The organism is Flavobacterium sp. 1, from assembly GCF_002797935.1.
Classification (GTDB): Bacteria; Bacteroidota; Bacteroidia; order Flavobacteriales; family Flavobacteriaceae; genus Flavobacterium.
The window spans coordinates 2,000,579-2,014,398 of the sequence record NZ_PGER01000001.1; the positions used below are offsets into that span (position 1 = coordinate 2,000,579).

7 protein-coding genes are annotated in these 13,820 nt (G+C 34.9%); all 7 read right to left on the minus strand.

From position 1 onward, the window contains the following. Positions 1 to 4 precede the first annotated feature (4 nt). Positions 5 to 2,248, minus strand: coding sequence for a GH92 family glycosyl hydrolase (locus tag CLU83_RS08055; RefSeq protein WP_100431122.1), 2,244 nt, complete (start codon positions 2,246 to 2,248; stop codon positions 5 to 7). Between the two features lie 10 nt (positions 2,249 to 2,258). Next, a complete protein-coding gene (locus CLU83_RS08060; RefSeq protein ID WP_100431123.1) occupies positions 2,259 to 3,743 on the minus strand; it encodes an alpha-L-fucosidase in 1,485 nt (494 codons plus the stop codon). 31 nt (positions 3,744 to 3,774) lie between these two features. Continuing rightward, the gene (locus CLU83_RS08065; RefSeq protein WP_100431124.1) at positions 3,775 to 6,093 is read right to left on the minus strand and encodes a family 20 glycosylhydrolase; all 2,319 of its coding nucleotides are present in this window, start codon (positions 6,091 to 6,093) and stop codon (positions 3,775 to 3,777) included. Between the two features lie 5 nt (positions 6,094 to 6,098). Continuing rightward, positions 6,099 to 9,239 (minus strand): glycoside hydrolase family 2 TIM barrel-domain containing protein, encoded by a 3,141-nt coding sequence (locus CLU83_RS08070; RefSeq protein ID WP_100431125.1) that lies wholly within the window; start codon positions 9,237 to 9,239, stop codon positions 6,099 to 6,101. A 189-nt stretch (positions 9,240 to 9,428) separates the two neighbouring features. Continuing rightward, positions 9,429 to 10,457 carry an isoaspartyl peptidase/L-asparaginase family protein gene (locus CLU83_RS08075; RefSeq protein WP_100431126.1) on the minus strand — a complete coding sequence of 343 codons (1,029 nt, stop codon included), beginning with the start codon at positions 10,455 to 10,457 and terminating at the stop codon, positions 9,429 to 9,431. Between the two features lie 12 nt (positions 10,458 to 10,469). Then, the gene (locus CLU83_RS08080; RefSeq protein ID WP_100431127.1) at positions 10,470 to 12,704 is read right to left on the minus strand and encodes a GH92 family glycosyl hydrolase; all 2,235 of its coding nucleotides are present in this window, start codon (positions 12,702 to 12,704) and stop codon (positions 10,470 to 10,472) included. Continuing rightward, positions 12,704 to 13,819 (minus strand): putative glycoside hydrolase, encoded by a 1,116-nt coding sequence (locus CLU83_RS08085; protein WP_100431128.1) that lies wholly within the window; start codon positions 13,817 to 13,819, stop codon positions 12,704 to 12,706. The genes CLU83_RS08080 and CLU83_RS08085 overlap by 1 nt, the downstream gene beginning before the upstream one ends. Position 13,820 lies beyond the last annotated feature (1 nt).

The window sequence follows — 13,820 nt, forward strand, 5'->3', positions numbered from 1 at the left end:
TTTTTTAATTTTGAATCAATTTCAGTGTTTTTCCATTCACAAAATCTTCATGAGAGATAAAAAAACTATTAACCGTTTTTCCGTCTAATTCAATTTTATTGATTTTGCTATCATTATTTTTTTCTCGTTCAATTACAATACTTTTATTTTTATAGTATTTTGAATCTAATTGAATCGTTATTTTATCGAACATTGGGGTAGTAATCGTGTAAATCGGATCTCCGGGAGATATCGGGTAAATTCCCATCATCGAATATACTAACCAGGCAGACATAGTTCCGGTATCGTCATTTCCCGGCAATCCTTTTGGTTTGTTCTGAAAATAGGTGGAAACCAGTTTTTTTACCATTTCCTGGCTTCTCCATTCATCTCCTTTGATGTAATTAAACAAATACGGATAAGCAATATCAGGTTCGTTTGCCATATCGAATTGTTTGATATCAAATACTTTTTGCAGCTGATTGGCAAAAGCTTTTTCACCGCCCATTAATTTTATAAGTCCTTTGATATCATGCGGTACCATAAAAGCATATTGCCATGCATTACCTTCGATAAAGCCAATATTTTCTTCAAAATTTGCTCCGGATACAGGATCAAACGGTTCATACCATTTTCCGTCTGCTGTTCTTGGGCGAAGTAATTTTAAATTTTTATCATATAATTTTCGGTAGGATAATGAACGGTTTTTAAAACGTTCCTGATCTTCTTTTTTCCCTAATGCTTTCGCTAAAAGAGAAATCGAATAATCAGATGCATTATATTCCTGTGTTGTAGAAACGGGTCCGCGATCATTGGTTGTTAAAAAGCCTTTTTCGATATAATCCTTAAGTCCCGGACGTAGTGGATTATTTTCGATTTGGTCAGCTCCTTTCAACATCGCTTTATATGCTTTTTGAACATCAAAATCACGAATTCCTTTTAAGTAAGTATCAGCAATAACAATACTTGCAGGATCGCCAACCATCGTGAATGTTTCTGTAGAATTTAATTCCCATTTTGGTAACCAGCCATTTTCATCATACATCTCCAACATGCTTTTAACCATATTTGATTGTTGCTGCGGATATACCAATGACATTAGCGGATGTAAATTTCTATAGGTATCCCAAAGCGAAAAAACAGTGTAACGCGTTCCGTCTGTTTTACCAATTTTACCTCTTTTTATTTCAGGATATTCTCCGTTGATATCATTTAGCGTATTTGGATGAATTAAAGTATGATACAAGGCCGTATAAAAAATAGTTTTCTCTTCTTTTGATCCACCTTCTACCAAAATCTTCGAAAGTGCTGTGTTCCATTCATTATATGTTTCTTTATAAACATCATCGAATGATTTGTTTCCGGTTTCTTTTTCTAAGTTCTCACGTGCATTTGCGATGCTTACGTAAGAAACTCCAATTTTAACTTCAACGGTTTCTGCTTTATCAAACTGATAGGAAAAATAAGTTCCAATGCTGTCGCCAACAACCGTTTTGATTGTATTTTCCATCATTCTGGTTTTCCCGTTATACGTCATCCATTGTGCTTCTGTGCCTTCATATTTTGATGGTTTTTTCCAAACTCCAAACTTGTTGGCAGGTTTTGAAAACTTTGCGACAAAATATACCGGATAAGCATCTTCGGGACTATTATAACAAAACGAACCAACGCTCCTCATCCCTTCAATTTCTGTTGACGATACTACTTTTACCATAGCGCCTTCTTCATTTGTCAAGCCTAAACCTAGATTTAATAAAACATTTGATTCTCCTTTTGGAAAAGTAAATTTGCTTACACCTACTCTTTTCGATGCTGTAAATTCTCCTTTGATATTATATTTATCAATGTTTACGCTGTAATAAGCTGTTTTTGCAATTTCGTTTGAATAAACAGAACCATATTTTAAATGATTAGTTTCTACAGCACCGGTAGTTGGCATCAATAAAATAACACCCAATTCAGGGCAGCCCACGCCACTTAAATTTACCTGACTGAAACCTGTTAAAAATGTATTTTCGTTTACATACGGATTTGATAACCAGCGGCTGTCTTTTTCTAAGGGCAAATTTTGAGGTCCGGCAACGTTAAACGGACTGATGCTCGCCATTCCTCTTGGCGCAATAGGTCCAGGGAATGCAGCTCCGTAATTTGAAGTTCCAATAAACGGATTCACATAATCTGCAGGCTGTTGTGCAAAAATAGTTACGCTAAAAAACAGCATGCAAAATAAGTATGCTGTTTGTATGATTATCCTTTTATCTAAAAACATATTATTTTGTCTATCTGTTAACAGCTTCAATTTTTAATGTCCAGGCTTCTTTTGCCGGTAAATTATTTCTTAAGCTTTCCGGAATTACAACTTTAAAACCTTCAGCTTCTTTTGTCCATTTTAATGATGTTTTTGAACCTAACATAGTGATTTTTGTTCCTTTTTTCGGATTGATTGATTTTACTGTAACTTCAGCAGGAATCTTATTTTCTCCTTGTTTAGCCAAATAAAACAGGAAAACATTTCCTTCTTTATTTTGAGTCATACAAATGTTGTTCTCTTTGTAAGGAGCAATTGGTTTTGTATTATAAATCGCTGTGCTGTTTACTTTCATCCAGTCTCCGTAGGCTGTCAATAAATCATAAGCGCCTTGCTGCCATTCACCTTCCGGGCTTGGAGCTACATTTAATAATAAATTTCCGCCTTTGGCTACAACATCAATAAGCATGTGAATACCTTCTCTGCCTGTTAGATATTTAGCATCCGGAGTATACGACCAGCCTCCGCCGGAAGTAATGCAGGATTCCCAAGGATAAGGTAATGTTTTTTCAGGAACTCTGTTTTCTGGAGTTAAGTAGTTTTGGTTTTTACCATGAACGGCTCGGTCAACTACAATTAAACCAGGCTGTTTCTGGCGTGCTTCTACAACCAATTCATCCATTTTAGGATCCTGATCTACCACTCTGTGCTTAATGAAACCATTTTTAGATTCGTTTTCTGCAAACTTTTCATCATAGTTTTCTTTGATGTTTTGCAGATCTCTTTTTTTCACCCATCCGCCATCTAGCCACAAAATATCAACTTTACCGTAATCTGTCAATAATTCTAGAATTTGGTTGTGCGTAAAATCAACATATTTTTTCCATTTCTCAGGATATAATGTCGGATCATAATTTACGTTTCTATCAAAAGGAGGAAAATAAGGATCCCAGTAATTTTCGTTGTGCCAGTCTGGTTTAGAGAAATAAGCACCAACGATTAAATTTTCATTTCTAAAAGCATTAAAAACTTCTTTAGCAATATTCGATTTAGGATTACTGCTGAAAGGACAATCTTTGTCAGTTACTTTATAATCTGAATATTTGGTGTCAAACATATTAAAGCCGTCATGATGCTTCGTGGTAAAAACCATGTATTTCATTCCGGCATATTTCGCTGCTTTTGCCCATTTCGCAGGATCAAATTTTACAGGATTAAATGTTTTTTTTAAGCCTTCATAATCTTTTACATAATCATTATAATTAGCTGGATTACTTCCTTTTTTACGCTCACACCATCCATAATCTTCCGGGCATATTGACCATGATTCTACAATTCCCCATTGACTGTAAGTTCCCCAATGCATTAACAAACCAAACTTTTTTCCCTGCCACTCCTCTAAATTTTTCAACACTAACGGATCCGTTTCCAGAACATAGCGTTCATCTTCATAAATGGCCTGCGAAAACATTTGAACTGAAAATAAAATGGCTATTATGAATATTCCTCTTTTCATTTTTAATCTATTTATTAAGTTTATTATTTTTTTAATTCACTAAAATTTCATCTACAAACAGCCACGAACTTTCTCCTTTCGGGCTCTTCTTTAAATTGCCTGCGATTACTTTTACATAACGTACATTCTGTTTCTCAAAATTGATTTTAAAATCTTTCAATTCTGGAATCGGATTTACTGCGTAAGGACGTTCTACTTTTCCAACTTGTTTGTATTTGATGCCATCAGTAGATACCAGCACATTTACTTCTATCGGAAAATTAACACCCGCTCCCTGACTTTCTAAAGTCCCCACAATTACTTGCTCAATATTTTCTTGTTTTTCAAGATCAATAACCAGTCCCATATCATTTACAAGCCAAGCCTGCCATTGTCCGTCATGGAAATTTTTACTTCCTCTAATCGTATTTACCATCGTATTAGCATCTCCTTTATAATTCTGATTAAAAGGAGTCAAATATTCGACTTTATACCCAACTGCTTTATGAAAAATAATAGTATCTGTAAATGTTTTTCCTACTGGTTTATCGTCCTGAAATAAAGAAGCTTTTAAAACTGTTGTTTCTTTAAACTCAATTGGATTTATATATTTTACAGCATTATGATCAATATTTTTATTTCCCAAAACATATCGAATGTCCGGATTCGGAAATTCATTTTTCAACTCCACATTGATTTGCTTTTTTGCTAAATCTGCCGTTGAAGAAGCTGCTACCAAATAAGCGCTTTTTGCGTAATTGATTCCTAAATAATCATAACGGATTAATAAGGGCTTCAATCTCGTTGTAAAATCATTCCAGTTACGGTTTTCTTTCGAACTCCATAAAACTTCGGACATAGCTGCCAATCTTGGGAAAATCATATATTCCGAATCTTTTGGACCTGCCAGATGTTCTGCCCATAAATTGGCTTGCCCGCCTAAAACATACGCAGCTTCCTGAGGCGTCATTTCAGGAACAACAGGATCAAATTCGTAAACTTTATTTAAAGGATTATAAGCGTCAAAAGCCAGCGGTTCTTCGTTTTGCGGACCTTGATAAAAGTTAAAATAACAGGGAGATTCCGGAGTCATAATAACATCATGGCCTTGATCTGCTGCTTCAATGCCGCCTTTTGTACCTCTCCAGCTCATTACTACAGCTTCTGGAGCCAAACCACCTTCTATAATTTCATCCCAGCCAATTATTTTTTTGCCTTTAGAATTGATATATTTCTCCATTCTTTTGACAAAATAGCTCTGCAGTTCATTGACATCTTTCAGGTGCTCGTCTTTAATTCTTTTTTGACAATTCGGACATTTTTCCCAATTCGTTTTGGTTGCTTCATCTCCGCCAATATGAATGTATTTTGAAGGAAAAATTGTTATCACCTCGTCTATTACATTCTCCAAAAACTCAAAAGTTGATTCTTTTCCCGCACAATAAATATCTGTAATCGGCCATAATCCGCCGGACGGAACTCCAATGTGCTGATCAAAACAAGCCAATTCCGGATAAGAAGCAATTGCAGAACTAACGTGCGCAGGCATTTCGATTTCGGGAATGATTTCGATATTTTTTGCTGCAGCGTATTTTACGATTTCTTTTAATTCTTCCTGCGTTAAAAAACCTCCATAAGTTCCTTTTTCATCAGGATTTGTGGTCAATCTCGCATTCCATGATACATTTTCCTGATCGACTCTCCAGGCACCAATTTCTGTTAATTTTGGATATTTTTTAATTTCGATTCTCCAGCCTTGATCGTCCACTAAATGCAAATGCAAAACGTTCATTTTATGCATAGCCAAGCGATCGATTGTAGCCAGAATATAATTTTTATCAAAGAAATGACGCGATAAATCCAGCATTAATCCTCTCCATTGAAAACGAGGTTCATCAATAATCGTTACATTCGGAATCTGCCATTTTTCAGATGTAATGGCATATTTGCTTTCTATAGCTGCCGGAAGCAATTGCCTGATGGTTTCCAATCCGTAAATAAAACCTGCATTTCCGTTAGCTGAAATCGTAATTGTATTATTAAGTACTTCAACTTTATAAGCCTCTTTATGCAGATTAGGATTTACTTTAAACTGAATAAAATTGCTTTGCGGTGCTTTTTTGCCCAAAACCGGACGCCAGCCAGCAGCCATTTCAAACTTACTGATTAGGGCCTTTGAAATCTCTTTTTGAAAATCTGTATTGGCAACAAAAACGGTATTTTTAGAAAACTCAAAAGTTCCCGGTTGAATCAATAATAGATTTGGTTTCGGGATAATCTGAATATCCTTTTCTGTATACACTTTTTGACTATAACCCGAACTTAAAACAGCTAAGAAGATTAAGACAGATATGGGTTTTAATATTCTCATAATTGTTATTTTAAAGATGGTGTTATTGTAAACTGATAGAAATAATCTTTGTCTCTTAACAGATATTTTTCCATTGGCCAAGCCTGCCAGCTGTCGATACCGCCAACTCCCATTTGTTTTGAATCAATTTTTAAACTGGTTAAATCTCTTTCTTTTAATTCGGCGGCATGTCTTTGGTCTTTTTTTAGACCATCATCCAAATCTTCATTTAAGAAGTGCAAAGCGGTAATTGCTAATAAATTATCTGATGTTACCGTTAATTTCAATTTATCACTTGACAGTTCTAAGAAACGAACATCTGTTTTATTTCCGGTTTCCTGCGGACGGATGTATGGATAATATTGCTCTGAAACGGATTGCGTGTAAAGACCAACTTGTGAACTGTATTTTCTATCGATGTAATTCTCGTGCGGACCCCTTCCGTAATAGGTCATATTACTAAAGTCTTTTTGAAGAATTATTTCCATACCAAATCTTGGCAAAATCGGCTGTTCTTTCTTTTTATCAATAGTCAATTGTTCTGTTACGCTTATTTCGCCGTTGCTGTTTATGAAATAATTTAATTCAACAATCGAAGACGTCTGAAGTAAATTATAAGCAGATTTTACGATAATTAAATTCTCTTTCGTAATAGTATATGCCCAAGTTATAAGAGCTGGATTTTCTGCAGCTTCTTTCCATGCCACCAAATTTTTCTGAAAATTAGCCCCAAAATCATTATCATTTGGTGCTCTCCAAAAATTTGGACGCAATTGATAACCTTCTTTTATAATCGAAAGATTATTGAATGAATAACCATTAATAAATCCTGTTTTTTTATCGAAAGCAATTTCGGCTTTATCACTTTTAAAAATAATGCTGTTTGCTGTTTGCTCTACCGTAATTTTTGATGCACCTTTAACTTTAACATCATTTTTCCAAGTTCCTTTATAAGCTAATTGCTCTGTTGCAATTTCGAAACCTTTTGGTAAAAACGGTTCTTCCACCTTTAACTGATAACTAATGTTTATAAAAGCTTCCTGAAATTTTTTATCGCCTAATTTAATGGGTAAAGTGTACGTTTTTGACTGCCTTGAATCAATTGCTAAATTATCGATTACACCTGTTACCTCTTTAACACCATCTAAAATTAATGTCCAATGTAAAGTCACATTGCTTAAATCTTTAAACGAAAATTCATTGTACACTTTAATTGTTCCCATTTCCTGATTTTCCCATGAAGTTAAAATGTTTTGCATTACATTTTTTACTTCAAAAGCATGCGGATTTGGAGTCCTTTCTGGAGAAAACACACCGTTGTCTAAAAAATTATTATCACTTACTACATTTTTTGGTCCAAAATCACCTCCATATCCCAAAACACGGGTTCCGTCAGGCATTGTTTTATAAACTGATTGATCGATCATATCCCAAATAAATCCTCCCTGAAAATTTGGATGTTTTCTGTATACATCCCAATAATCTTTAAAATTTCCCATCGAATTTCCCATCGCATGCGCATACTCGCACTGAATATAAGGTCTTGACGGATTTGGATTTGCCAAAATATATTCTTCCATTTTATTTGGAGAACTGTACATCGGGTCAATAATATCAGAATCCCATTCATATTTCAAATCTTTCCCGTCCCAGGCTCCGGCTGTAGCTCTTTCGTATTGAATTGGTCTTGATTTGTCACGGTTTTTTATCCACAAATAACCTCTGTAAAAATTATAACCGTTACCCGCTTCATTCCCCATACTCCAAATAATAATGGATGTATGATTTTTATCCCTTTCAACCATACGCTGCATACGTTGCAGGTGCGCCAATTCCCAATCAGGTTTATTCCCTAAAGTTTTGGTAATATCGTAACCCATTCCGTGAGATTCGATATTAGCTTCATCAACTACATAAATTCCGTATTTATCGCATAATTCATAAAAATATTCATCGTTTGGATAATGCGACATTCTCACGGCATTGATATTAAACTCTTTCATCATTTTAATATCCTGCTCCATACGTTCTCTTGAAATCGTTTGTCCCGTAACAGGGTCTGTTTCATGACGGTTAACGCCTTTTATATAAATTGCTTTCCCGTTTACTAAAAGCTGTCCGCCTTTGATTTCTACTTTTCTAAAGCCAACATTCTGATTGATTACTTCAATAATATTTCCTTTTTTATCTTTTAAAAGAAAACTAATTTGATATAAATTCGGAATTTCTGCACTCCATTTTTTAGGATTATTTACTTCAAAATCAAAGGTTTGCTTCTCGTTTAGCGCCGGGATAGTTTTTGAAGCAACAACTGTCGAACCATCTTTTAATTGAACTTCTAAAGTATAATTGTCTTTTTTATTTAAATCTGAAAATTCAGTTGAAATTTTTAAAGAGCCATTTACATATGATGCATCTAAATCGGGAATGATTTCATAATCTTTTAAGTGTGCTTTATTTCTGGCAACCAAATAAGAATCTCTTGTAATTCCGCTCATTCGCCACATATCCTGACATTCTAAATACGAACCGTCATTCCATTTCATTACTTTCAGAACTATACTGTTTTTACCGGTTTTTACATATTTATTTATGTTGAATTCAGACGGCAGTTTTCCATCTTCGCCATAACCTACATAAACTCCGTTTACCCAAACCGTCAGATTTGATTTTGCTGTACCAATATGAAGAAAAATGTCTTTTCCTTCCCAGGATTTATCAATTGTTACTTCTCTTCTGTAAACTCCTGTCGGATTATATTTTGTGGGAACAAACGGCGGATTTGGTGCCATTATATGATCAAAATCATAAGTAGTATTTACGTAAACCGGATATCCATAACCATTTACATCCCAGCTGGCCGGAATTTTAAAGTTGTCCCAGGCTGTATCGTCAAAAGTGCTTTTTTCAAAATCTTTTGGCAATTCATCCGGACTGTTTACATATTTAAACTTCCATGTTCCGTTTATATCCAAATAATTCTTCGATTGTCTCCATTCATTTTTAGTGGCTAATGCTTCATTTTCAAAAACATAATAAGCAGCGTGCATGGGCTCTCTATTATCTTCATTGATTTTTTCATTTTGCCAAAATGGAACTTTTTCCTGTGCGTTAATGCTTAAAATTGAGATAAATAGTAATGATAATATGGATATTTTTTTTTTCATTTTTTTTTGTTTACTCTATGTGTAAAATTTGTATTAACACATACAAGCATAGGTTTTAATGTTTTAGAAAAGGCGTTTCACTTTTGCAAAATTCACGTAACTATGTGAAAATGATATATCATTTATTTTGATCTTATGACAGCATAAAGTCTTTGCTTCTATGTGTTTAAATATTACACGCTGTATATTTTATTTTTCCCAGGCCATTTTAAATTTTGCATCTTCCATTCGGTGTCCTTTTTCATCATCAGAAACAGCAAAGTTGAAACCTGATCTTAAACTGTAACCTGAATGTTCGCCATTTTTATTCAAGGCAATAAAACCGACTTGCAGATATTCCATGTCTTTATGGTTTTTATGCTTGTTGTAAATACGTTCTGTAATTTCTTTACAGGCATCATAGGGCGATTTTCCCTGACGCATTAATTCAACAACCATTGCACTTCCTGCAGTTCTTATAACCGCTTCGCCTAAACCGGTTGCAGCAGCTGCTCCTACTTCATTATCCAGAAAAAGCCCCGCGCCGATTATTGGGGAGTCACCGACGCGGCCGTGCATTTTCCAGGCGGCGCCGCTTGTTGTACAGCCGCCGGCAAGGTTTCCGTCCTGATCCAGCATCAGCATACTAATTGTATCGTGGTTTTCTATATTTATTACAGGTTTGTATTTTGAATCTTCCAGCCATTTTTTCCAGTCCTTTTCAGATTCCGGAGTTAATAGGTTTTCTACCTTAAAACCTTCAGACAATGCAAATTGAAGCGCTCCCTGTCCCGCCAACATAACGTGAGGCGTATTTTGTAATACTCTTTTTGCTACCGAAATAGGGTGCATAATGCCTTCCAGAAAACAAACCGAACCACAATTGCTGTTATGATCCATAATGCAGGCGTCTAAAGTGACCTTCCCGTCGCGATCCGGATATCCGCCATACCCAACACTTCGGATATTGGGATCAGCTTCCGGAATTTTCATGCCGGCTTCGATAGCATCTAAGGCTGGTTTTCCGGCTTTTAATTGTTTCCAGCTTTCTTCATTTGCAGGTAAACCATGATTCCATGTCGAAATGATAATTGGTTTTTTTTGCTTTTTTCCGAAATCTTCGATTTCTGAAATTTCTTCATTTTTCGTATTATTAGCAAATCCGCTATAGCCTAAAACAGAACTTACGGCAAGTGTGCCTAAGGTTGTTTTTTTTATAAAATCTCTTCTATTTGACATATGCTTGTTTTTTTAATTAAACATTTCCGAAGATAATGCCATGTAATTTTTATTTTTTTTAGGGGATTTACCCATTGTAAAAATTAAGGTTCCTCCTTGTGCAATCTCTTTATGCGTGATATAATTTCTGTCTATTTTTTTTCCATTCAATTTAATAGATTGGATATATATATTCTTATTACTGTTGTTTTTTGCTTCAATAACAAATATTTTATTGTTTTCTAAGTTAATTGTGGCTTCGTCAAATAGTGGTGACCCAAAACTATAAATTCCCTGGGCAGGATTTACAGGATAAAAACCTAATGAACTAAATATATACCATGACGACATTTGTCCGCAATCTTCATTTCCGCAATGCCCGCCGGGAGTATTTTTATACTGACTTTCTAAAATTTCCCTGACTAACTTCTCTGTTTTCCAGGGTTCATTAATATAGTTGTACAAGTAAGCCACATGATGGCCTGGCTCATTACCATGCGCATATTGTCCAATCATGCCTGTGCTAAATATAGGCAATTTGTCTTCAGGCAATGGTTTTAAAGTAAACATTGAATCTAATTTTTTTTCAAAAACTAAATTTCCGCCAACTGATTTTATTAAACCTTCAATATTTTGCGGTACTGACCAAAAATATTGCCATGCATTGCTTTCGCAAAAATAAGGGGTATATTCTTTTGGAATATATTCTTTTATAAATTCTCCATTTTTCAATTTTGGACGCATAAATGTACTTTTTGAATCGTACAGGTTTCTCCAATTCTCAGAACGTTTTAAGAAGTATTCATAATCATTTACTTTATGTAATGCTTTTGCGAACTGCGCCAAACACCAATCGTCATAGGCATACTCCAGCGTTTTTGAAACTGACCAGTTTTCATTATTTTCATCAACAGGAACATAGCCTAATGTTTTATAACTGTCTAATTGTCTTGAATCAGCCATAGAACTTTCTACACAGGCTTTATAGGCCAATGCTGTATCAAAATGTTCAATTCCTTTAAAATAAGCATCGACAATAACAGGTATTGCGTGGTTGCCTATCATCATATTAGTTTCATTTCCCTGCATGGACCAAACGGGTAATAAGCCTGTTTCTTTATAATGTGCCAATAAAGAATTAATCATATTGGAAACACGTTTTGGATGCAAAATAGTATACAATGGATGTGCCGCCCTATAGGTATCCCATAACGAAAATGTATCGTATCTGTCAAACCCTTTTGCATTTTCAATTGTACCATTGGCTCCTTTATAATCTCCGTTACAGTCACTTAATAATGTAGGAGCCAACATCGACTGATACATCATGGTGTAAAAGATTTTCTTTTTAGTATCGTCTGGTGTTGCGATCTGAATTTTTTGTAATTCTTGTTCCCAAAGTGCAGAGGCTTTAGCTTTATAATTTTCAAAATTAAAATCGGGAGCTTCTTCATCCAAGGATTTATAAGCCCCTTTAACAGAAGCGGTGGAAAGTCCTGTTTTTAAGATTATTTCATCTTTATCAACGGTATTATAATTTAAAACGATTTTAGTCTTAACTGCTTTTGCCGGATTAGTTGTAAGGGAATCGTTTTTAAAAATCTGATATGATTTAAAAGGCTTTGAAAGTTTTATAACGAAATATACCCGTTGGTCTTTGGCCCAGCCTGTTGATTTTCTATACCCTTCAATAGTGGTCTGATCCACGACATTAATATAAGTTTCTACAGGAGCATCCCAATTTAAGAAATAGCCTAAATCGATATGAATTTGTGATGCCTCATCTTTAGGAAAAGTATATTTATGAATACCTGTCCGTGCAGTTGCTGTGAGTTCTGCCTTAATTCCGAAATCTAATAAATTTACAGTATAATAACCCGGAACTGCTGTTTCCTGATTATGCGAAAATCTCGAAAACGGTATAAAATTGTTGTCCTTAATCCGTTTTGTAAATCTACTGTTGGTCGGCATCACTAAAATATCATATAAATCGCCAGCGCCAGTACCTGATAAATGCATGTGAGAAAATCCGGAAATAATAGAGTCTTTATAATAATATCCCGAAATTCTATCCCAGCCGGGTATTCCAATATCCGGACTTAGCTGTACCATCCCAAAAGGTATCGTTGCTCCGGGATACGTATTCCCAGGACCCGCTGTACCAATGAATGGATTTACATAATCAGTCAATTGAATATCACTTTTTTGCAAACCACAATTAGATAATAACAATACAAATAGTACATATATCAAATACTGTTTCTTCATTATTTATTTAAACTTGCTTTTGTTTCTTTGATCGTTTTTAAATTACTTTCAGACAATGCATTTCCGTCGAAAAATGAAACACCAGCTGCTCCATTTTCTTTTGCCAGCAAAATAGCTTCTTTCAATTCTTCATCGTTTTTTAATCCCGGAATATAAATTCCTGTATTGATTTTCGTTTTCTTATTTTCCAAGTCTGCAGCACCTTGTTTTGTTGCGTAACCCACCCAGTCAATTTCTTCATCATAAAAACTATGATAAATCATTGGATAAACTTCGTCTATATTCCATTTGTCCCAACGCTGACGTACCATGTGGTCTGCCATTTCCGGATAAGGAAATACTGCGGCAGTTAATTGTTTATTGTGTTTGTGAACAATTTTATACGCATCATCAACAACTGCTTTTATAGCATTTAATCTGAAGATTTTCCACTCCATATCAATGGATGTGTTATGGCTTTGTTTTGGATTTTTATGGTGGATTTTTTCAAATGCTTTTACACATTCATCACAATAGCAAAAATCGAATTGAGGTAATTCTACATCCTGAACTAAGTTGTATTTTGGCAATAAACTGATTGGTAAAAAGATGTCCGGAAAACGAATATAATCTAAATGAACACTTTCTATTCCGTCTACTTTTGCTAATTCTTCAACCAAAGCTAAAACATGCTCTCTTGACTCTTTTCTGGTTGGACATAACCATTGGTAATAATCAACATAAGGGCGGTTATCAAAGCAGGATTTTCCTTCTTTACTTACCTGATACCAGTCTGGATGCTGTAATGCAACAGAATCTCCAGGTCTGTTCATGGCCATAATCCAAGCATGAACTTTTAGACCTTCTTTTTTAGCTAAAGGCACTATCCTTCTTAAGAGTTTTGGGTCTGCCCCAGTATTGATTAATACTTCATCGATTCCGGCGTCTTTGTATTTTTTGAACTCTTTTGTATAGTCTGCATCAGATTTTTTAGTATCTGCAGATGTCCAGACTCCAAATTTAAATCCTCTTTTTGCTGTTGTGTTTTTAACTTTTTCAGCAGTATTATTTTGGTAATCTGTGGCATTGAAGGATATAAAAAAATATCCTAATAGCAATAGTGTGATATATTTCATA